The sequence below is a fragment of the Dyadobacter jejuensis genome (assembly GCF_003149085.1).
In the GTDB taxonomy this organism is placed as follows: Bacteria; Bacteroidota; Bacteroidia; order Cytophagales; family Spirosomataceae; genus Dyadobacter; species Dyadobacter jejuensis.
Genome location: NZ_QGDT01000002.1, coordinates 336,966 through 357,679, shown reverse-complemented (window position 1 = coordinate 357,679; position 20,714 = coordinate 336,966). Strand labels below are relative to the sequence as shown.

17 protein-coding genes and 1 pseudogene are annotated in these 20,714 nt (G+C 45.3%); 7 read left to right on the top strand and 11 right to left on the bottom strand.

What is annotated here, in order from left to right; translation table 11 throughout:
- Positions 1 to 69: 69 nt before the first annotated feature.
- Complete coding sequence (gene atpA / locus CLV98_RS05585; protein ID WP_109673317.1) at positions 70 to 1,653, bottom strand: F0F1 ATP synthase subunit alpha; 1,584 nt, start codon at positions 1,651 to 1,653, stop codon at positions 70 to 72.
- 287 nt (positions 1,654 to 1,940) lie between these two features.
- Here atpA and bamJ point away from each other — a divergent pair, with 287 nt between their 5' ends.
- Together bamJ and CLV98_RS05575 are read left to right on the top strand one after the other, a co-directional pair.
- Positions 1,941 to 2,732 carry a BamJ family beta-barrel-assembly machinery protein gene (bamJ, locus tag CLV98_RS05580; RefSeq protein WP_109673316.1) on the top strand — a complete coding sequence of 264 codons (792 nt, stop codon included), beginning with the start codon at positions 1,941 to 1,943 and terminating at the stop codon, positions 2,730 to 2,732.
- 181 nt (positions 2,733 to 2,913) lie between these two features.
- On the top strand, positions 2,914 to 5,028 hold the full coding sequence (locus CLV98_RS05575) for a carboxy terminal-processing peptidase (RefSeq protein WP_109673315.1): 2,115 nt from the start codon (positions 2,914 to 2,916) through the stop codon (positions 5,026 to 5,028).
- 74 nt (positions 5,029 to 5,102) lie between these two features.
- On the opposite strand, the gene CLV98_RS05570 is transcribed toward CLV98_RS05575, so the two are convergent.
- From CLV98_RS05570 to CLV98_RS05555, 4 genes are all read right to left on the bottom strand, one after another.
- Entirely contained in the window at positions 5,103 to 6,548 is a 1,446-nt protein-coding gene (locus tag CLV98_RS05570; RefSeq protein WP_109673314.1) for a TolC family protein, read from the bottom strand.
- Between the two features lie 67 nt (positions 6,549 to 6,615).
- The gene (locus tag CLV98_RS05565) at positions 6,616 to 9,777 is read right to left on the bottom strand and encodes an efflux RND transporter permease subunit (protein ID WP_109673313.1); all 3,162 of its coding nucleotides are present in this window, start codon (positions 9,775 to 9,777) and stop codon (positions 6,616 to 6,618) included.
- Positions 9,778 to 9,816: 39 nt separating this feature from the next.
- Entirely contained in the window at positions 9,817 to 10,974 is a 1,158-nt protein-coding gene (locus CLV98_RS05560) for an efflux RND transporter periplasmic adaptor subunit (RefSeq protein WP_170120666.1), read from the bottom strand.
- Between the two features lie 165 nt (positions 10,975 to 11,139).
- Positions 11,140 to 11,535 carry a hypothetical protein gene (locus tag CLV98_RS05555; protein WP_146202231.1) on the bottom strand — a complete coding sequence of 132 codons (396 nt, stop codon included), beginning with the start codon at positions 11,533 to 11,535 and terminating at the stop codon, positions 11,140 to 11,142.
- 255 nt (positions 11,536 to 11,790) lie between these two features.
- On the opposite strand from CLV98_RS05555, the gene CLV98_RS05550 reads away from it, so the two are divergent.
- A complete protein-coding gene (locus CLV98_RS05550; RefSeq protein WP_211319979.1) occupies positions 11,791 to 12,852 on the top strand; it encodes a GNAT family N-acetyltransferase in 1,062 nt (353 codons plus the stop codon).
- A 14-nt stretch (positions 12,853 to 12,866) separates the two neighbouring features.
- Here CLV98_RS05550 and CLV98_RS05545 read toward each other — a convergent pair whose 3' ends face one another.
- The 3 genes from CLV98_RS05545 to CLV98_RS23980 all read right to left on the bottom strand — a co-directional run bounded on the left by CLV98_RS05545 (position 12,867) and on the right by CLV98_RS23980 (position 14,153).
- Positions 12,867 to 13,205: an avidin-fold protein gene (locus tag CLV98_RS05545; protein WP_109673311.1), complete on the bottom strand. Its 339-nt coding sequence runs from the start codon at positions 13,203 to 13,205 to the stop codon at positions 12,867 to 12,869.
- Positions 13,202 to 13,771 carry a DUF1003 domain-containing protein gene (locus CLV98_RS05540; protein ID WP_109673310.1) on the bottom strand — a complete coding sequence of 190 codons (570 nt, stop codon included), beginning with the start codon at positions 13,769 to 13,771 and terminating at the stop codon, positions 13,202 to 13,204. The genes CLV98_RS05545 and CLV98_RS05540 overlap by 4 nt, the downstream gene beginning before the upstream one ends.
- Positions 13,772 to 14,030: 259 nt before the next feature.
- Positions 14,031 to 14,153 (bottom strand): hypothetical protein, encoded by a 123-nt coding sequence (locus CLV98_RS23980; RefSeq protein ID WP_262512129.1) that lies wholly within the window; start codon positions 14,151 to 14,153, stop codon positions 14,031 to 14,033.
- Positions 14,154 to 14,352: 199 nt separating this feature from the next.
- Here CLV98_RS23980 and CLV98_RS05535 point away from each other — a divergent pair, with 199 nt between their 5' ends.
- Both CLV98_RS05535 and uvrB read left to right on the top strand, forming a co-directional pair.
- Complete coding sequence (locus CLV98_RS05535; RefSeq protein WP_109673309.1) at positions 14,353 to 15,201, top strand: cupin-like domain-containing protein; 849 nt, start codon at positions 14,353 to 14,355, stop codon at positions 15,199 to 15,201.
- Between the two features lie 78 nt (positions 15,202 to 15,279).
- Positions 15,280 to 17,295 carry an excinuclease ABC subunit UvrB gene (uvrB, locus tag CLV98_RS05530; RefSeq protein ID WP_109673308.1) on the top strand — a complete coding sequence of 672 codons (2,016 nt, stop codon included), beginning with the start codon at positions 15,280 to 15,282 and terminating at the stop codon, positions 17,293 to 17,295.
- 32 nt (positions 17,296 to 17,327) lie between these two features.
- Here the strand turns inward: uvrB and CLV98_RS05525 are convergent, their stop codons facing one another.
- From CLV98_RS05525 to CLV98_RS05515, 3 genes are all read right to left on the bottom strand, one after another.
- Positions 17,328 to 17,867 carry a 5' nucleotidase, NT5C type gene (locus CLV98_RS05525; protein WP_109673307.1) on the bottom strand — a complete coding sequence of 180 codons (540 nt, stop codon included), beginning with the start codon at positions 17,865 to 17,867 and terminating at the stop codon, positions 17,328 to 17,330.
- Positions 17,868 to 17,995: 128 nt separating this feature from the next.
- Positions 17,996 to 18,193, bottom strand: a complete 198-nt coding sequence (locus tag CLV98_RS05520; RefSeq protein ID WP_109673306.1) for a hypothetical protein — start codon at positions 18,191 to 18,193, stop codon at positions 17,996 to 17,998.
- A 293-nt stretch (positions 18,194 to 18,486) separates the two neighbouring features.
- Positions 18,487 to 19,764, bottom strand: coding sequence for an alpha/beta hydrolase family protein (locus CLV98_RS05515; RefSeq protein ID WP_109673305.1), 1,278 nt, complete (start codon positions 19,762 to 19,764; stop codon positions 18,487 to 18,489).
- A gap of 20 nt (positions 19,765 to 19,784) precedes the next feature.
- Between CLV98_RS05515 and CLV98_RS05510 the strand changes: the two genes are divergently transcribed.
- Positions 19,785 to 20,051, top strand: coding sequence for a MerR family DNA-binding protein (locus CLV98_RS05510; protein WP_109673304.1), 267 nt, complete (start codon positions 19,785 to 19,787; stop codon positions 20,049 to 20,051).
- 517 nt (positions 20,052 to 20,568) lie between these two features.
- A pseudogene (locus CLV98_RS24135) lies at positions 20,569 to 20,691 on the top strand (winged helix-turn-helix domain-containing protein); the annotation flags it as partial.
- Positions 20,692 to 20,714: the final 23 nt, after the last annotated feature.

Genomic DNA, 20,714 nt, shown 5'->3' with positions numbered 1-20,714 from the left:
TAAGTTAAAAATTATAGGCAGTCACCAATGCCTACCACAGGGGTAGGCACGTGACTGCTCATAATGCTATTAGATTGCTTTGTATTTATTGGCGACTTCTTTGGCGACTTTTTCTACCACGTCGGTCACGCTATTGTCCAGTTTTCCAGCTCCAAGTGCTGCGAGCGTATCACTGTATTGGGTGCTCAGTACGTTAAGGAAATCTGCTTCGAACTCCTTCACTCTGTTTTCGTCTACCTTATCCAGTAGGCCTTTAGTAGAGGCGTATACCGTAGCGACTTGCTGAGCCACAGGTACTGGAGCATATTGAGGTTGTTTAAGAACCTCTTGGTTGCGGCGTCCCCTGTCGATGGCCAATTTGGTTGCGGCATCGAGGTCAGAACCGAACTTGGCAAAAGCTTCCAATTCACGGAACTGAGCCTGGTCCAGTTTGAGAGTACCAGAAACCTTCTTCATAGACTTGATCTGGGCATTACCCCCCACACGCGATACCGAGATACCCACGTTGATGGCAGGACGAATACCGGCGTTGAACAAGTTAGATTCTAGGAATATCTGACCATCAGTAATCGAAATTACGTTGGTAGGGATATAAGCAGAAACGTCCCCTGCTTGGGTTTCGATGATAGGAAGTGCCGTCAATGAACCGCCACCTTTCACTTTTCCTATTAGGGAAGGAGGGAGGTCGTTCATGGTTGCAGCGATATCGTCATCGGCAATTACCTTTGCAGCACGTTCCAATAGGCGGCTGTGAAGGTAGAACACGTCTCCTGGATAGGCTTCGCGGCCTGGAGGACGACGCAAAAGCAAGGATACTTCACGATAAGAAACGGCTTGCTTAGAAAGGTCATCATAAACAACCAAAGCAGGACGGCCTGTATCACGGAAGTACTCACCGATGGCTGCACCCGTAAATGGCGCATAAAATTGCATAGGAGAAGGATCGGATGCTCCAGCAGCTACGATTACGGTGTAGTCCATCGCTCCATAACGACGTAGCGTCGCTTCTATTCCTTTAATAGTAGAGGCTTTTTGACCACATGCTACGTAAATACAGAAAACAGGCTCGCCCTTTTCAAAGTATTCTCTTTGATTTATGATGGTATCGATGGCCACAGCAGTCTTACCCGTCTGGCGGTCACCAATAATCAATTCACGTTGTCCACGTCCAATGGGGATCATGGCATCAATGGCCTTGATTCCCGTTTGAAGGGGCTCTGTAACGGGCTGACGATAGATAACACCCGGGGCTTTACGTTCCAAGGGCATCTCGAAAAGCTCTCCTACGATAGGGCCATGGCCGTCGATGGGCTCGGCGAGTGTATTCACTACGCGGCCTACGATGCCTTCACCTACCTTTACAGAAGCAATTTCCTTCGTACGCTTCACCGTTGCACCTTCTTTTATATCGCTGGCATCACCTAGCAATACGGCTCCAACATTGTCTTCTTCGAGGTTAAGGGCAAGTGCTTTCAGGCCATTTTCGAATACAAGAAGCTCACCCGCTTGTACTTGTGAAAGGCCGTAAATACGCGCTACGCCATCACCGATCTGAAGAACTGTTCCTACTTCTTCAAGTTCGGCTTCCGATTTAGCGCCTGCAAGTTGTTCGCGCAGGATTGCCGACACTTCGTCCGGTCTAACAGATACCATAGTATAATTGACTAATTTAGAGTATAGTAGTAAGATTTTGAAATCAGCCGCAAAGGTAGGATTTTATTTTATATTATAATCAGTATTGAGCCAAAACATTGGATATAAAATTATACTTTTCCAAGGTTGTGGGCTTTTTAAATAATTATTTTACCAATTGGGCGTTTTACAAAATCATTATTATTTTTTTAAAACTATTTTTGTTACCATATGTGTTTTGCTGGAGTGCCGTTCGTTTAGTACTTTAGCAGATTACAAAACTACTTATCAGAACTTTTAAAATCCGAATGTACAAATTAGAAAAATCGCTCTTGGCCGCTGCACTTTTTAGTGCCTTGGCAGTCACTCCTTCCTTTGCACAAGGAACTAAGAAGGCGGCTCCTTCGGCAGCCAGCAAAAGTACACACGCTACCAAAGCCCCAGTTGCAACGAATGTACTAAAAAATACTACGGATTCCTTGTCGGCAGCCATTGGAGTTAGCTTTTCTAACTCCGTTTCCTCCCAAGGGATCGACGATCTGAATGTAGACGTACTCGTACAAGAGATCAGAAAGTCGCTTAAAGGCGACTCTACTATCTTTACCTCCGAGTCCGCTAATGCATTTATTGGCCAATATTTTCAAAATCTAATGGAAAAGAAAGGGGCGGCCGTAAAAATTGCTGGGGAGGAATTCCTTGCCCAGAATGCTAAAAAAGATAGTGTGCATACTACTGAAAGCGGCTTACAATATAAAGTGTTGAAAGCTGGGACCGGCCCTAAGCCTGTGGTCACCGACAAAGTGAAGGCGCATTATCATGGTACTTTGATCGATGGAACGGTTTTTGATAGCTCTGTTGAAAGAGGAGAACCTATAGAAATACCGGTGAGTGGGGTGATTAAAGGGTGGACCGAAGCCTTGCAATTGATGCCAGTAGGCTCAAAGTGGCAACTTTACATTCCCTATGACCTCGCTTATGGCGAAAGACAAGCGGGTCCTCAAATCCCTGCTTATTCCGCTTTGGTTTTTGACGTGGAGCTTTTAAGCATCATTGAGCAGGAAAAACCAGCCGAAAAAGAAACGTTAAAAGAAGTTAAATAAGTTGAATTGAAACCCTTTTGCGCATGACAGGGATATTTTATGACAAAAGTTTGTTATTTTTATATTGACGCCGTGAAAGGGTAAAGAAGCCTGGTGGAAAGCATGTCGGTTTGCCGAGTGGGTGGGCCCTCTAATTTATTGACAGAAGCTTACTTCTGTTATCATTTTTTTAAGTTATATAATGAAAAAATATCTTATTACACTGATTCCTGTCGTGATGCTAGGGGTGCAGCGCGGGCCAGAAGAAGACCACGGACTGGTACTCCCTACCGAAACGTCCCTTTCGGAGGATATCAAGCCTATAGAGGCGCAGTTTAAGGCCGAGGAGCTTACCACCAGGATTTTAGCAAACTATCATTATCGGAAAATTCAACTGAACGACTCCCTGTCGTCGGCCATGTTCGACCGATTTATAGAGGGGATTGACCCCAACAAATTATATTATCAGGCATCTGACCTAGCTGCTTTTGAGCAATATCGTAATTCCTTCGACGATTATCTGCAGAGGAGGGAACTAGCCGTTCCTTTTAAAATATATAATGTATTCAGGAAGCGCTATCAAGAGCGGAGCGACTATATTCATACGCTGCTAGAGTCAAAGAATCCCTTCGATTTTAACGAGAATGAATCGATCGATACGGATCGGGAAAAGGCGCAATGGGCCAAAAATACCAAGGAGCTAGACGATACCTGGCGTAAATATTTGAAGAGTGAAGCCCTGGATTTGAAGTTGTCGGGGAAAGCCGATACTGCCTATATTGCTACCTTAAGCGATCGGTATAAGAACCGGGACCGTGCTTTGGCGCGCATCCGTACGGAACAAGTGTTCCAGATGTTTATGAACGCCTATGCCGAGTCTTTAGACCCCCATACTAATTATTTAGCACCTACTTCGGCCGATCGGTTTAAGCAGGATATGAGCCAATCTCTGGAAGGGATAGGGGCCATATTACGGGAAGAAGACAATTACATAAAAATTGTGGATGTAATCCCTGGAGGGCCTGCCTTCAAAGGCAAGCAACTCAAAAAGGAGGACAAGATCATAGGCGTTGCCCAAGGCGATGACGGTAAAATAGTCGACATCGTGGGCTGGTTTGTTGACGATGCCGTTAAGCTTATTAAAGGTCCTAAGGGGACTGTAGTGCGCTTGCAAGTAGAGTCGGCAGATGCCCTGCCGGGTACTCCTCCCAAGGAATACCGCATCGTTCGCGAAAAAATCAAGCTGGAAGAGCAAAGAGCCTCTAAAGAGATCGTTTCCCTGCAGTCGGCTGGTAAGGATTATAAAATAGGGGTGATTGATATTCCTTTGTTTTACAGGGATTTTGAAGGAGCTCAGCACAAAGAAAAGGAGTTCTCAAGTACCACACGCGATGTGCAGAAGTTGATTGCAGAACTGAAAAAAGAATCTGTGGATGGAATCGTGATCGATTTACGTAATAATGGAGGAGGCTCTTTGACAGAGGCTGTTTCTCTCACTGGTCTTTTTATCGATAAAGGTCCCGTGGTTCAGGTCAAAGAGAGTCAAGGTGAAGTAGAAGTGCAGTCCGATAACGACGCAGGTATTGCCTACGACGGACCTTTAGCCGTGATGGTAAATAGGTTTAGTGCGTCGGCCTCCGAGATTTTTGCGGGAGCCATTCAAGATTACAAAAGAGGCCTTATCGTAGGAGAACAAACCTATGGTAAAGGAACCGTACAAACCTTGATAGGACTTAATCAATGGGTTCCAAAGGAATCGGACCAGTTGGGTGACCTAAAGCTTACCGTCGCCAAATTTTATAGGGTGAATGGCAGCAGTACCCAGCTCAAAGGCGTTACTCCTGACTTGGAGCTTCCGTCAGCCTTTAAGTTGCATGAGTTTGGCGAAGGTTCTCAAACCAGCGCCCTTCCATGGGATCGCATCGCTTCTTCCGACTACAAAGCCGTGAATATGGTAAACGATCAGCTATTGGCTAAGATACGGGCCAAGTATGAATCGCGCTTGACGACCGACCCCGAACTAAAGACCTTGGTGAAGACCTTAGCGGAATTTAAGAAGGCACGTGAAGAAAAGGTCGTGTCGCTCATGGAATCAAAGCGTAAGGTAGAACGGGAAGAAGCGGAGAAAAAGCGCTTAGCTATGAAGCAAATTGGTGAAGGAGAGGACGAAGACGAGTTCTCGGAAGATGCGCCAGAGAAGGCCAAGGAGACCAAAAAGAAAAAGGATATCTACTTGACAGAAACTGGAAGAATGTTGGTAGATTATATTCAGTTGGATAAAGAATTCAGCTACGCAGTTACGAAGAAAAAGAAGTAATCGCTAGTACTCAAAAAAGGCCCCATATTCCGCTAGGATATGGGGCCTTTTTATGGCTAGGGCGCAGGTGTTGGTTATTCCCAACCTCCACCTAATGAACGATAAAGTTCGATTAATGCAAAATATTGTTCTTTCTGAACTTCAGCAAGGGTTAGCTCTGCCTCTATCACGCTTTTTTGAGCCATGATAATCTCCAAATAAGTGGCATATCCTCCCAAAAATAAGTCTTGCGAAGTGGCTACAGCCTGTTGCAAAACTTGTACCTCCTGCTTTTTAAAATCACTAATACGCTTGGTGTATTGAATCCTTTTGAGACTCGTACTCACCTCCTGAAAGCTGGTTAATACCACTTTGTTATAGGCCAACAACGCCTCTTGGCTTTGGGCTTCAGCACGTTTTAGCTCCGACTTAAGAGCTATTCGGTTAATGACCGGGGCCGTAAGTCCTCCTAAGGCATTATAGGCCAATGATCCGGGCGAAAATAATAGATTGCTTTTGAAGGCATTAAAACCTAAAAGGGCGGTAATGTTTAGAGAAGGGAGTAAAGCCAGCTGTGCCGCCTGCTGGTCGGCATAGTAGGACGATAACATAAACAGGGATTGTTGTACATCGGGCCTACGGCTAAGCATGCTGGCAGGGATTCCGGCCTCGGCATTTAAAGCGATAGTTTGTTCCAGACTCGTGCTACGGTCTATTTTTTCGGGAAATCTTCCCAGAAGTACATTAAGCCTATTTTCAGTATCGTTAATTTTTTGTAAAAACTGAACTTCCAAACTCTTGGTATTCAATAATTGGGCGGCAAATTGGCGCACTCCCAGCTCATTTGCACGGCCCCCTTCTTTTTGGATCGTAATGGTTTCTACCGCCGTTTCTTGCAAGATGATATTCTTACGGATAATGTCCAATTCGGTGTCCAGGAATACCAAGTCATAATAAAGCTGAGCCACTTCGGCGACCAAACCGGTGGTGATGGCTTGGCGTGCTTTTTCAGTGGCTAATAGACGGTATAAGGCCCCTTTCCGGCGATTTTTTAATTTACCCCAGATATCCACTTCCCAGCTGCTCTTAAGTCCAACGAAATAGTCGGGTAAGATAGGAGCTGGCAGCAAACGGTCGTCATCGAGGTTAGTAGAAAAATTGGTGTCGTAGTTACCCACTCCGTCCATGGTATAGTCACCAAATTTACGAGCACCTCCCGACACCTCGGCCTGTACCGAGGGAAGGATAGCCGCTTTGCGCATTCTAACGCTCGTACGGGCCATCTCGATGCGTTGCATGGCCATTTTTAGATCCAGATTATTGGCTAAGGCGGTATCGATAAGGGCAAGGAGTTTTTTGTCCTTGAATACTTTGTCCCATTTTAGTTCGGCAATACCGGTGGAGTCCGAAAAGCCCTGGAATGCCTCGGGCGTTTCTATGGCCTGCTTTTGTTGAATGGGCTGCGTGAGTTTACAGCCTGAAAGTCCTCCCAGCAAACCTACAGTAAGCAGATATGGGGCGATTTTATGTTTTATAGTCATTTTATTGAATCAGACAGATTTGGTCTACCGGCAGCTGCAGGGCAACTGCCAGTAGACTTACAATAGCTTAGTTTTCTTGTTGGTCGGCAAGCACCTCTTCTGCTACCACGGGTTGCGGCTTTTCCTTGGTGCCAAAGCTGGCAAATAGCACATAAAGTCCGGGAATGATAACGACCCCGAAGAGCGTACCAATGAGCATACCACCCGCGGCGGCCGTACCAATGGATCTGTTACCTATGGCACCGGCACCTGAGGCCATTACCAGCGGAATGAGTCCGGCTATGAAAGCGAAGGAGGTCATCAGGATAGGTCGGAGCCTTTCGGTGGCTCCTTCCAAGGCTGCCTCAATAACCGATCGGCCTTCGCTCTGTCTTATAATGGCGTATTCTACAATCAAAATGGCATTCTTACCAAGGAGCCCTATGAGCATGACTAGCGATACCTGGGCGTAAATGTTGTTTTCGAGCCCTAGTAATTTCAGGGAAAGGAATGCACCAAAAATACCCGTTGGTAACGAAAGGATCACCGGAAGAGGGAGTAAGAAGCTTTCATATTGTGCCGCTAATAGCAGGTATACGAAGAGCAAACAGATGGCGAATATAAATATCGCCTGGTTGCCCGACAGGATCTCCTCACGGGTCATTCCCGACCAATCGTAGGTAAAGCCTTTTGGCAAGCTGGTAGCCGCAATACGTTCTACCGCCTTAATGGCATCTCCACTACTATATCCGGGGGCGGCATCTCCGTTGATCATCGCGGAGGTGTACATATTATAACGGGTAAGGAGTTCGGGACCATACACCCGCTCCATGGTGATGAAGGTAGAGAAGGGAACCATATCACCGCGGTTATTCTTCACGTAGAGCTTCAAAATATCCTCTGGGTTTTTACGATACTCAGGGTCTGCCTGTACCATCACTTTGTACATCTGCCCGAAGCGGATAAAGTTACTAGCATAAAGACTACCCACCAGCGTTTGCAGGGTGCTCATGGCATCGTCGACAGACACCCCTTTTTTAGCGGCAATATCCGGATCCACATGGATGAGGTATTGCGGGAAGCTGGCATCGAAACTACTAAAAGCGGTGGAAATTTCGGGAGCTTGAGCCAGTTCTTTGACGAATTGGTTGGTGATTTCGGCCGTCTTTTGAAGGTCATCACTACCAGTTCTATCTTGTACCCTGAGCTCGAAACCACTGGAGTTACCGAAGCCCGGTACGGTTGGGGGAGGGAAGTACTGTATTTCGGCATCGGTAATATGGCGGGTTCTACGTTCCATTTCCGATATAATGTCCTTAACCGATTCGGTACGTTCGTGCCATGGCTTCAGGTTGATCATGGCCATACCATAAGAGGCCCCCGCCGACTCGGTCATGAGGCTATATCCCGAAAGGGTGGATACCGATTCTACAGCACCCAAGGTCTCGGCTACTTTTTGGATTTCAACCAAGACCTTCTCGGTCCTTTCTACCGTGGCTCCAGGAGGAGTCGTTACGTTTACGTTGAGCACCCCTTGGTCTTCTGTAGGGATAAAGCCCGTAGGAAGAATAGAATTGACGCCATAGGTGCCAATACAGAAGGCTACTAATAGGCCTACAGTAATGACACGTCGGTTAATTATCATCGAAAGTAGCTTCCTATACTTGCCCGATATGGCCTCATAGCCATTATTGAAGCCCTTAAAGAATCGATCCAATGGGGTGTTTTTGGAAGGTTGCCCATGGGTGTTTTTCAACATTAGCGCACAGAGGGCCGGTGTAAGGGTGAGGGCGTTGATACCCGATATCACAATGGAAATGGCCAAGGTAATGGAAAACTGACGGTAGAAAATACCGACGGGTCCCGACATAAAGGCCACCGGTACGAATACCGCGGACATTACCAAGGTAATGGCGATAATGGCTCCACTCATTTCCTTCATTGACTCTATGGTCGCCTCTCGGGCATCCAAATGTTTTTCGGCCATCTTCGCATGCACGGCCTCCACCACCACAATGGCGTTGTCGACGACGATACCTATAGCCAGTACCAAGGCAAAGAGGGTGAGCAAGTTGATGGAGAACCCAAAAAGTTGCATAAAGGCAAAGGTCCCTATCAGTGCCACTGGAACCGCTAATGCGGGGATAAGGGTCGACCGGAAATCTTGTAAGAACAAAAATACAATGATGATAACCAGTATAAAGGCTTCTATTAGGGTACGTACTACTTCATGGATGGAGGCATCGAGGAAGCGGGAAACGTCATAAGATACCGAATAGTCCATTCCGGCAGGGAAGGTGGTTTCTTTCAATTCGGCCACACGCTTTTTTACATTGGCAATTACTTCCTGGGCATTGGAGCCAGGACGCTGTTTGAGCATGATGGAAGCGGAAGGCTTGCCGTTAGATAAGGACGTCATGTCGTACTCCAAGGAGCCGAATTCTACCTCGGCCACGTCCTTGAGCTTGAGCATGGACCCATCGGGGTTGGCTCTTAGTACAATGTTTTCATATTGCTCCGGTTCAAAAAGTTTACCCGTGTATTTAAGCACATATTGTAGCATTTGTACCTGCTTACCAGAGCTAATACCGGTTTTACCTGGAGCGGCAACTACACTTTGGGTCCGAATGGCCTGCACGACATCGTCGGCCGACACATTATAGCTACTCATACGGTCGGGCTTGAGCCAAATACGCATGGAGTAATCGCGACTCCCCATAATGACCGCCCGGCCTACTCCGTCGATACGCTTCAGTTCTTTAAGAATATTAATATCCGCAAAGTTGTAAACAAAATCTTCGGCCACTGCCGTATCCGAACTCATAATGTCCAGATACATCAGCATACTATTTACTTCTTTTTCGGTGGTTACCCCCGCCTTGATTACTTCTTCAGGAAGTTCATCAATAACGGTTTGAACCCTATTTTGTACGTTAACGGCGGCTAAGTCGGGATCTATTCCTACGTTGAATGAGACCGTGATGGTCGTCACCCCATCGTTACCCGACACGGTGGACATATAGGTCATTCCCGGTACTCCGTTAATGGCTCGCTCGAGTGGTACGGCCACGGCATCGACACATACCTCGGCATTGGCACCCGTATAGGTGGCCGTTACTACTACCGACGGTGGAACGATATCGGGAAATTGGGATACTGGAAGCCCCAAAAAGGCCAAGATACCCAGTAAGGTTATAAAGATGGAGATGACCAGGGAGAGCACTGGTCGCTCTATAAATTTTTGAAACATGGTTGTGATTCGGTAAGTATTAGGATCGATTGGGACGCTTTATAGAGCGCTTACAGCTTTTTGTTGGTTTTGCTTGATCTGATCTCCGTCTAGAGATACCAATTTGGGTTTGATCGACATCCCCTCTTTCAAAACCTGTATGCCTTCATAAACGATACGGTCGCCGGTTTCCAATCCTGATTTTACGATATAATAATCGCCAATTCTTAACTTGGGAACGAAGATCTTGGTCTTCACCCGATTGTCTTTGTCAACCAGAAAAACAAAGCTCTTATCCTGAATATCGAATACAGCCTTCTGAGGAACTAATAACACTTCATCGGCCGAGTTGGTAAGGCGGATGGTGCCCGTAGAGCCATGTTTCAAGATTCCTTGTGGGTTGGCAAAGCGTGCCCTGAAGGCAATGGATCCGGTGCTGGCATCGAACTGTCCTTCCATGGTTTCAATTTTACCTTTTTCAGGAAAATACGTTCCATCGGCTAGTTCTAAGTCTACCAAGTTTTCGTTGGTATCCGATTCCCTTCTGGCTTTTACATATTCCAAATATTCATTTTCAGAAACATTGAAATATACAAATACATTATTGTTGTCGGAAATGGAAGTTAGCAAGGTCCCTTCGTTGATCAAACTACCAATTTTTAACGGAATTCGGTTGACGATCCCATTGAAAGGGGCGCGTACTTGGGTATGTGCCAGCTGTATGCTCGCATTGGTCACGGCTGAGTTCGCTTCTTCAATTTTCGCTTTCACAGCCGAAAAATTAGCTTGAGCAACCTCTAGCTCCGTTTTGGAGATAATGTCCTTTTCAACCAAAACTTTCACCCGATTGACCTCCAATTCGGCTGCTTTGGCCTGGGCCATGGCACTTTGTTGGTTGGCTTTGGCCTTGGCTAGCTCGGCGGAATATTCCTCGTTATTGATTCGGAATAGTACCTGGCCCTTGCGCACAGGTTTACCTTCATCCACATACACTTCTTCCAAATACCCCTTTACCCGGGCGTAAATTTCTACATTTTTTTGGGCATGGATGGAGCCTACATACTCTCTATGGAGTTGGGTTTGTTGAGGATAAAGACGGGCAACTGGGATGGTGAGCACCGTGTCTTGGCTTTCCGAAACATTTTCACTTTGGGTGGTACAGGCCGAGAAAAGGGCGGTAAACGCCATTAAAAATGTCGGCCAAAGAAATTTGTTCATACTAGAGGTTGGATAAAAAAATGGGTGCAATGTACTCCTTCCTTGAAAGTCTCCCTGAGGTACACAGGAAGGCCTTTCCCGTTGGGGGTACCTTATTTGGACTATGGTAATTTGTAAAAAGTTAGAACCCGACAAAACCGACAGGGCCTAGTGAACGAGGTTCACTCAGAAAGGGCAAAGCCTGTGGAGAAAGTAATAATAATCGGGCAGCACTAGTTCTCTTAGGCAGAATACCCAAGAAAGAGTAGGGCGATAATTCCCTGCACTGATAAGACCAAAACAGAAGATCGTAATGGAGAATTCGTCAATACCAGAGAATCGATAAGATGGCCCGCGGTGCCTGAGTAGATCGTTCAGGTTTTCCCTCCATTCCGATTCATCGGCTTGTAAAATGGCCTCTTGATCGTCATAGCTCGTCCCGAATTGGGACGAGGCTATGGCCGATTGCTTGGAATGTAATCCTTTATTATCTGCCCCTATCCCTTGTAAGCTAAGGGAAAAGGTCACTGAGATCATAAAAGAAATCAGAGATACAAATAGTATAAAGGATCTTTTTGTCATGAGGTTAGGAATAGCCAAGGCATTAAAAAATTCATATTTATATAATCATATCAAGATCAAACGATACTATTATATTGGAATAGCAATACTCTCGGGCGTACTAACAAATATAATAATAAGCCGTAGAATGCCAAATTTCATGGGTTGTTAATGAGTGTTAACAATATTTTATTGGTTCTAATATGCTACTGTCGTATATTTTTTTAACTTTCTATAGCCGTTCAGCTTTGCCGCTTTAACAACCTGACTAGAAATATGATTGAATTTGACTCAACTCAAAATGATACATTTGAGTCTACTGACTTTGTCCTATCCAAAATGCGGCCTCAGGATGGCGACTTATATCATTCTCTTTGCACCGATGAGGACGTGATGAGGTATGTGACGGGCAAAGCTTTGAATCGTCAAGAGTCGGAGGCGATGTTTCAAAGCTTTATGGAGGAAAACGCGATGCCTCCTCCTTTTGGTCGTTATTTTGTAATGCTAAAAGAGACTGGCGAATTGATAGGCAGCGCCAAGCTAGAGGAATTTGATGGGGCCACAGAAATCGGCTATAGACTCCAGCAGCAGTTTTGGGGTAGAGGTTTGGCTACAAAACTGGCCCATACCCTCCTTGAATATGCTAGGAAGAAAACCAAGGGAAGACCCGTGATCGCCTTCGTAAATAGTGAAAACCTGGCTTCGATACGGGTGCTGCAGAAAGTAGGAATGCAGCAAATAGAAGCCTATGAATATCCAGATGAATTACGTTTGAAATACATGTATCAACCTAAATCAATATGGACTATGAAAACGTTTCTTTTTATCATTTTTGGATTGATTGGAGCAGTGGTGATCGCTGCTATTATAATGCCAAAAGACTATTCTGTGGAGCGGAGCGTAATTGTCAATCGGCCTAAAAGTCAGGTCTTTGATTATTTGCGAACCTTAGAAAATCAAGAACAATGGAGTGTATGGTCCAAAATGGACCCCAAAATGGAGAAAGGATATGTGGGCATGCCTGGCACCGTAGGCTCCACCTATCATTGGGATAGTAAGGAAAAAGAGGTTGGAGCTGGGGAGCAGGAAATAAAAAAAGTACAAGAAGGGGAACGCATCGACTTTGAGCTGCGCTTTCATAGACCCTTCGAGTCCACTTCCCAAGCCTACCTGCTGACAGAGGGGATCGATTCCACACACACCAAGGTTGTTTGGGGCTTCAATGGTTCCATGCCCATTCCTATGAATGTAATCATGCCCTTTATGGACATTCAAAATGCCATCGGAAAGGATTTTGACCAAGGGCTTAATAACTTAAAGGATATCCTCGAACAATAACTAGGGCGCTAGGTCTACCGCTCTTCCAATATGGATCTCCCGGAAGAGCGGTCTCCGCTGGTCCATTGCCAGCTTTCATAGAGTCGTATTCGGCCGTCGGCAAGGACTTCGGGGGTAGAATGGCATATGCCCGTTCTTATTTCCCCTTGCAGGTTGATCTGCTGATAGCGCATGTCCAGAGAGCCATCGGGTAAGACCAATGCCATTAGCTGGCCAAATTTTATGTTTTTACCCGCATATTGGCAGCTTACCACGTTGCCCTGCTGTTGGTAGACGAACACCATGTCGAGGTCTACCTCCCCATTGGTGGAATTGCTTAAGGGATAAAACCTTTTGTTGTGATAGTTGATCATTTATTCTTGGCCATTAATACTTGAATATTATTCTCCATTCTTTTTAAGATTTCCATTTGTCGGGCCTGCACGCTAAATATTGTTTTCAGCTGCTCTTCTTGCAGCAGGTCTATTTTTTGGTTTAAGCTACGGACCTCAAGTTCCGCCTTAAGATTGACCATATAGTCATTTTCAGCACGGGCACGGTCTTTCTCGGCTTGGCGATTTTGGCTCATCATAATAATGGGGGCTTGCAGAGCCGCAACACAGGACAAAACCAGATTCATCAGGATAAAAGGGTAAGGGTCGAATCGCTCGCCATTAGGCACGAGTTCGTTGAAAAGGATCCAAGCGATTAATAGGGACAAAAATAAAATGATAAAGACCCAGCTACCACCAAACTGAGCTACCTTGTCGGAAACGCGTTGGCCCGGAGAGAGGGTTTCGATGGGGGGATGCGCCAGATTGTTAAAGATAGAGTCCTGTTCTTTGATAGAGAGGAGGACTAAATCATGCAATTTTTGCATTTGGATGGTTTGCGCATTTCGGAGCTCATCGGCATCCTGGTCGTATTCGTCAGTGGACATGCTTGGTCTATTTGAAATTGAAGGAAAGTTAATGATTATTTTGGGATTGAAAATTCAGATTTAATAAAATACCAAGATGGAAATACCAAGAAAATGATCCTGGGTGTCTCTATGATTTTAATCAGTTTTGGAGAAATCTTTAGGCATCAGAAATGGCCTATTGCCTGGACCTAGGAACGGGTAGCAAAAACAGGTAGGAGAATTATAATTTTGCTGTTTGTTGATTCACTTGGTTGTTAATGATCAGAATGTCAGATATTTAAGTTTGTTTTTCGTGTTGAGGGTTACCCCGGCTAGCAGATGCGGCTTCCAGCGCTACTTTCCTAAACGACAAGCTGATACCTCCGTAGTGGAGGGGGTAACTATTCGTAATATCAGTCATTAGTTTATCAGTTTTGAAATCTCTTTAATACTTTTACAGGATAAAGGGGAATTTACCGATTCTGTTAGAACTTATTAGCTTTAAAATATTGTTGTAGCAGACGGCTCTGTTGGAGTTTATTTAATGAAGAGCCAGCATTTGGCTGGAGCACAGAGATTCTGACGCGGAAAATATCGTATTAAATTTTTTGGATTCTTTTATGGAGTTATTACAAATAGAAAAACGGAGTGGCCTTACTCGTGAGGAGTTTATTGAGAATTATCTTAAACCCAGTAAGCCGGTTGTGTTTACCGATTTGGCAAAGGATTGGCCTGCGGTGCAAAAATGGACGTTCGATTGGTTAAGGGATACGCATGGGAATTTGGATGTGCCTTTGGTCGATAACCATATGCACGATGCCGATAAGTATTTTCAGATAGCCAAAACAATGAAATTTGGTGAATACCTTTCTCTTATCGAAAAGGGTCCTACCGATCTAAGAATCTTCTTATTCGATATTTTTAAAAAAGCCCCCGAACTGGCCAATGATATACGTTTTCCAACCATCATGGATGGTTTCCTGAAATCGTATAAGTTCGTATTCTTCGGTGGGGAAGGTTCTATTACCAGTCTTCATTACGATATGGACTGCTCCAATGTATTCCTAACGCAGTTTCAAACCCGTAAGCATATCGTATTGTTCTCGCCAGAGGAAAGCAAAAAGTTATACCACCATCCGTTTACGGTGATGAGTAAGGTGGATCCTTTGAATCCTGATTACGATCGATTCCCTGCCCTCAAAGAGGCCGTGGGACATGAGACGATACTGGGTCATGGAGAGACGATCTTTATTCCATCACTTTGGTGGCACCATATCAAATACGTAGACGGTGGATTTAGCCTGGCACTTCGGGCCAACAACTCCGTATTTACGGCCCTTCAAGGGGGGATGAACCTGGTTCGTCATACTTTTGTGGACAGAGGGATGACTTCCTTGTTAGGAATCAAATGGCAGCATTGGAAAGAACGTAAAGCCATTGAAAATGCCAAATCGACCTTGGTTGGTTAATTCTACTTTTGGGTAATCCAAGGGGGTGCACCTGAAGTCCAGATGCACCCCCTTTTTTGTTTAATAAAAATACGATCTATGGATTTTGAACTCGTTTCGGAATATGTGCCAACTGGCGATCAACCGGAAGCCATCAAGCAATTGGTACATGGATTAAGAGCCGGGGAGCCGGCTCAAACTTTGTTAGGGGTTACTGGGTCAGGGAAGACTTTTACGGTGGCCAACGTGGTGGCCCAGGTAAATCGCCCCACCCTGGTGCTGAGCCATAACAAAACCCTGGCCGCCCAGCTTTATGGCGAGTTTAAGCAGTTTTTTCCTCATAATGCCGTTGAGTATTTTATCAGTTATTACGACTACTATCAACCTGAGGCGTTTATTGCAAGCTCCAATACTTATATAGAAAAGGACTTGATGATCAACGAAGAGATCGATAAGCTAAGGCTGGCTTCTGTTTCGTCATTGATGAGTGGACGTAGGGATGTGCTGGTCGTGGCGTCGGTATCGTGTATTTATGGAGCAGGGAACCCACACGAATACAAAAAGAGTATTGTGAGTGTGAAGCTTGGCGACATCGTCAGCCGGAATCAGTTTCTATTTCGCCTCGTCGAAATCCTTTATAGCCGTACCGAGCTTGAGTTTTCGAGGGGGACTTTTAGGGTAAAAGGAGATACCGTTGATATTTACCCGGGATATGCCGATTTCGCTTATAGAGTCATATTTTTTGGAGACGAAATTGAAGAAATACAACGCATAGAGCCCGAGTCAGGGAAGCGGATTTCTTCGGAAAAGGCTGTGGCTATTTTCCCTGCCAATCTCTTTGTGACGGGACGAGACGTGCTGCAACAGTCGATAAAAGAAATACAAGACGATTTGGTCCAACAGATCGCCTTCTTTACCTCTCAGGGGCGACTTGCCGAAGCCGAACGGATTAAGGAACGTACCGAATTCGATATCGAAATGATGCGAGAGTTGGGTTATTGTTCGGGAATTGAAAATTACTCAAGGTATTTCGACAGAAGGGATCCTGGCCAGCGTCCATTTTGCCTGATGGACTATTTTCCAGATGATTTCCTGATGGTGGTAGATGAAAGCCACGTCACCATGCCGCAGATCAAGGCCATGTGGGGTGGGGACCGTTCGCGTAAGGAGTCCTTGGTCGATTATGGCTTTAGGCTCCCCTCGGCTATGGACAACAGGCCCCTTACCTTCCAAGAGTTTGAAGAGCTTACCTCCCAAAGTATATTTGTGAGTGCCACTCCGGCCGATTATGAATTGCGTCGTTCCGAAGGCGTAGTCGTAGAGCAGATCATACGGCCTACTGGCCTGCTCGATCCGATCATAGAGGTCAGGCCCAGCCTGAACCAGATCGACGATTTGTTGGAAGAGATTTCGGAAAGGATCCAGCAAAATGAGCGTGTGCTCATCACCACGCTTACCAAGCGTATGGCGGAGGAGCTCAGCAAATACCTCGACAAAGTAGGCATTAAATGCCGGTATATCCATTCGGAAGTAAAGACTTTGGATCGGGTAGAAATCCTTCGGGAACTGCGCCTCGGGGTATTTGATGTACTCGTGGGGGTCAACCTGCTGAGAGAAGGTCTCGATTTACCAGAGGTATCCCTTGTGGCCATTATGGATGCAGACAAGGAGGGTTTTTTGAGGGATGTCCGGTCCATGATCCAAACGATTGGCCGTGCGGCTCGGAACCAAAATGGTAAGGTGCTGATGTATGCCGACGTTATGACGGGTTCTATGCGCCAGGCTATCGACGAAACCAACCGGAGACGGAGTGCCCAAATGGCCTATAACGACGCCAATGGAATTACCCCCAAAACGATTTTAAAATCTAAAGAGGCCATTATGGAACAGACTTCGGTGGCCGACTCCAAGGTGCGGAAGATTTATGTAGAGCCTCAGGAAGTAAAAGTAGTGGCCGACCCCGTAGTGCAATTTATGGGTAAGGAGGAGCTCAAAAAACTACTGGCCGAAACCCAACGCAAAATGGAACTGGCAGCCAAAGATCTGGATTTCTTAGAGGCGGCCCGTCTTCGTGACGAGCTCATCCAATTGAAGGAGCGCATAGCAGAAAAATAGATCCTTAGGGCCATTCCATTTTGGGGCGGCTCTTATTTTATTACCGATTCCGGAAGCAATAGGTCCAGTACTTCCGCCCAATTGTTTACCCGGGTGTGCCGGTCGATATGAATATTATGTCCCGCTGTGAAAAGAATGCTTTCTCCTTTAAAGGGATCTAGATTCTTGACATGGTCGTCGATCAGCAGGTCGGTGCCAATGATACTTTTGTCGCCACATAATACAATATTTCTCCAGGAAATAAAGGGCAAATGTTTGGCGAGCCAGTCGTGTTTCTCTTTTAGAGAGTTGGGGAATTCCATGGCGGCCGAAACGATATAAATGTCGTAGCGCTCTTGCAGGGCGATCAGTGCCTCGTAGGCACCATCCATTATGGGAGCGTTAAGGAAAAAGCCAGGTTGGTAAACCAGCTCCCTAGCCGCAACTGGGTCGGGAAAGGCGGCATCTTCCGGTATTCCTCGCATGGCTTCCTTGCTGATGCGGATACCATAGGCCTCTTCATATTTATCAATCCAGTTTATTTCAATGTCGACCAGGACGTTGTCCATGTCGATGGCGATGGTTTTTTTCATAGGTATGGTCAAAAGAAACGGGTATGTAGCAAAATGATGTAATATCGGAGTTTTAGTTTAGTACTGTCAACAGAATACAAAACTACAACGTTTTGGTGAGTATCTTGGACGGTGGAGCGTAAGACATGTTACACGCTGAGGCCGGTTCTCCCCTTCCCTAAGTTTACGGCCAATGTGTCAATGAGGACTATTTTTCTTTTCGGGAAAACGGATTGGAGAATCTGAGCGGCTACTTTTACTCCCAACAGCTTGCTATACTCGGCCTCCATTTCAGGCTCCGTAATGCTGGGGTTTCTGTTGGCCTTCACGGCTCGGGTAGGGAGCATCGTACCTTTTCTGTTGATCGGTAGAAGGCTATATCCGCCCAATGGCTTCCAGGCTTTCTAATTCGGCTGGTTGGCTCGCTTATTTCATACCTCCGTTTTTGTGGAGTTGCAAGCCACCACCCAAACGCCCATTAATCGCATAAGTACTTTTTAAGATAAATAGGTTTTCTGTCCTTCTGTGATTGAGTCAGTCTATTCCTTGACTCCGAAGCCACCTCGAGAGGAGCAAGCCGGGGGGCAACCGTCTGGCATCATGGCTTAAGTCCTCTTGGCGCTCTACTAAAGCACCCCCATTATTTAAAGGTGATTTTCTTAATCCAATGCGTCATTTGTGGTAAATAGTCGTTCGCTAATAATTGAAAATAGGGGATTTCGTCATTTCGAGACATCATGGAATGGGAGGTGTTTTTCAAAAGTACTATGTCATACTGGGTGGTAGGAGCCAATTTAAGGGCTTTCTGGATCTTGAGGTGGCTGTTTTCGGGGATCACTCGGTCCGATAACCCTTGTAGAACCAAAATAGGTTGGGTTATTTTCTCGAAATAGGGGAGTCCACTAAAGTTTAACTTATAATCCTTGTTAACATCCTGCTCAGGAATCCATACATATTCGAGCCATTTTTGGTGGCCATAGCTGTTTTTTATCTTCATGAGGGAGTCAAAGGAAATGCTCCCTGCCAAATACCCGTAGCCGGCTTTTTGGACTTTAAGGGCCTGGTCTATTTGGTCCTTGCCGATCTGCTCGTAATGGATGTTTTTCCAATGGTTCAAATCACTCTCCAGCAGGGTTCCTCCCGGACAGCTTACCGATATCCCGAAACCCAAATCAGGCATTTTGGATAGAATATAAGGTATCTTAATGCCTCCTTGGCTGCTACCTTTGATACCTATAGCCCCCATTGGCAACGAGGAAATTTTGGAGAATATCTCCAAGGCATTCATGTCGTCGGAACATAATTGTTCTATGGTGGCCGACTGCCAGTCTCCTTCCGACTTTCCTGTTCCGCGTTTGTCGTAATTGAAGACGGTATAGCCTAATCTGGCAAAGTAATAGGCTTCGGCATTGGTCGCACTCCGATCATGTCCCTGAGAGGAAGTGACAAAAAATAACCCTTTTTGGATAGGGTTTATGGGTTGCCATAGGGTCCCATGGAGCTGCAGGTTGTTTGATGTAAAGGTGATTTCTCGTCGTTCCATGCCATCCGATGCGACTTCTGTTTCTCGAGTCAAGGAGGTTTCGAAGGTATTTAACAATTGTTCCGTTTCATTAGAATATACCTTTAGCCATCCTTTATAATTCATACTGTCCTGTAAGTACTTATATTCATAGGTATAATAATGGCTCATCACATAAAACTTCAGAGTATCATCTGTCCGTGTAAGGTTCTGACAGGGTATTTCAAAGGCATTCATCGGGACACTCGAAAAGTAGGTGCTTATTGCGTCTTCGGCCTTGACAATCTTAATTTGATAGGGTAAAGTCGAATCCCCATAAGAAGTGCTGCCTCTAAAAGATTGAGCCTGTGTGGTCCATATGATGAAGGTCATGGCCAGAGCTGTAAAATACTTCATGATGTTCGGTTGTTTTATGAATGAAATGGATCATAAGGAGGGCGGTGAATGATGAAGAAACCGTTGAAAAACTTAGATTTATCCAAATGGCGAAAGCAGTTGGATTTACTCTAGCTGAAATAAAGGAGGTGGTTGATGCTTGGTATAAGAAGCAATTGAGTAAAACAGCAAAAATTGATGTTTTAAATAAAAAATTGTTGCAAATAGAAGAGAAAATGAAAGAATTAAAAGCTGTTAAAAGGCAAATCGCAATTTGTAAATTCAATATAGAGAACGAAATTGATTGAATTGTTATCGGTAATTGTGGATTTTTTAAAGGGGTTCTAAACCTATTAAAGTGTGAAGGGCATATCCTTCGGGATAAGCACCATAGACCATCTGTAAGCTGGAATGCGCAAAATCTAGAACTTATCTAAATCTTATTGCTTTCATTCTCCTATTGACTATACAAATCCTCAATTAGAATACATTTAACCTGAGTGCATATTCTGTTCTATGATGGGCTCTTCGTCAATTTTGGTGAAGGATTAAGCTAGAATTGGACAATACTTTTTTTCTCAAAAATTCAAATTCCACCCTTTTTTATAGGCCCAGTCGTCTACACCAATGATGCCGGAAGTCAATGTTGTGGGAGAAATCCTGATTCCTTCGAGAGTCCTCAAAACCGTAGATGAACTAGAAAGCCGTTCAGGCAGAGGAAGGAAGTCCTACCTTCCGGATGAGCAGATGGATAAAGTCAGAAGAATAGTCTTGGAAAACTCACCGGGAGCTAACGGGATTAATGCCTAAGGGTGGTCAGGCCCTGGCATTCTTAAGGTAATAAAAGAACAGTTTGGGGTGGATTACAAACCCAGTCAGTCCTATAAATTAATTGACAGAATGGGGCTGGTATTCAAAAAGGGAAGTGGGGTAACCCTATCAAAATAATGTGTATTTTATTGATATTGTTA

What these genes read in the sequence shown, in the direction of transcription:
- CLV98_RS05510 (WP_109673304.1), top strand. Translation starts at nt 19,785, where the DNA reads ATGAAATGGATCATAAGGAGGGCGGTGAATGATGAAGAAACCGTTGAA.
- CLV98_RS05555 (WP_146202231.1), bottom strand. Translation starts at nt 11,535, where the DNA reads ATGACAAAAAGATCCTTTATACTATTTGTATCTCTGATTTCTTTTATG.
- CLV98_RS05570 (WP_109673314.1), bottom strand. Translation starts at nt 6,548, where the DNA reads ATGACTATAAAACATAAAATCGCCCCATATCTGCTTACTGTAGGTTTG.
- CLV98_RS05525 (WP_109673307.1), bottom strand. Translation starts at nt 17,867, where the DNA reads ATGAAAAAAACCATCGCCATCGACATGGACAACGTCCTGGTCGACATT.
- atpA (WP_109673317.1), bottom strand. Translation starts at nt 1,653, where the DNA reads ATGGTATCTGTTAGACCGGACGAAGTGTCGGCAATCCTGCGCGAACAA.
- CLV98_RS05535 (WP_109673309.1), top strand. Translation starts at nt 14,353, where the DNA reads ATGGAGTTATTACAAATAGAAAAACGGAGTGGCCTTACTCGTGAGGAG.
- CLV98_RS05560 (WP_170120666.1), bottom strand. Translation starts at nt 10,974, where the DNA reads ATGAACAAATTTCTTTGGCCGACATTTTTAATGGCGTTTACCGCCCTT.
- CLV98_RS05565 (WP_109673313.1), bottom strand. Translation starts at nt 9,777, where the DNA reads ATGTTTCAAAAATTTATAGAGCGACCAGTGCTCTCCCTGGTCATCTCC.
- CLV98_RS05520 (WP_109673306.1), bottom strand. Translation starts at nt 18,193, where the DNA reads ATGCTCCCTACCCGAGCCGTGAAGGCCAACAGAAACCCCAGCATTACG.
- CLV98_RS05550 (WP_211319979.1), top strand. Translation starts at nt 11,791, where the DNA reads ATGATTGAATTTGACTCAACTCAAAATGATACATTTGAGTCTACTGAC.
- bamJ (WP_109673316.1), top strand. Translation starts at nt 1,941, where the DNA reads ATGTACAAATTAGAAAAATCGCTCTTGGCCGCTGCACTTTTTAGTGCC.
- uvrB (WP_109673308.1), top strand. Translation starts at nt 15,280, where the DNA reads ATGGATTTTGAACTCGTTTCGGAATATGTGCCAACTGGCGATCAACCG.
- CLV98_RS05575 (WP_109673315.1), top strand. Translation starts at nt 2,914, where the DNA reads ATGAAAAAATATCTTATTACACTGATTCCTGTCGTGATGCTAGGGGTG.
- CLV98_RS05545 (WP_109673311.1), bottom strand. Translation starts at nt 13,205, where the DNA reads ATGATCAACTATCACAACAAAAGGTTTTATCCCTTAAGCAATTCCACC.
- CLV98_RS05540 (WP_109673310.1), bottom strand. Translation starts at nt 13,771, where the DNA reads ATGTCCACTGACGAATACGACCAGGATGCCGATGAGCTCCGAAATGCG.
- CLV98_RS23980 (WP_262512129.1), bottom strand. Translation starts at nt 14,153, where the DNA reads ATGACTGATATTACGAATAGTTACCCCCTCCACTACGGAGGTATCAGC.
- CLV98_RS05515 (WP_109673305.1), bottom strand. Translation starts at nt 19,764, where the DNA reads ATGAAGTATTTTACAGCTCTGGCCATGACCTTCATCATATGGACCACA.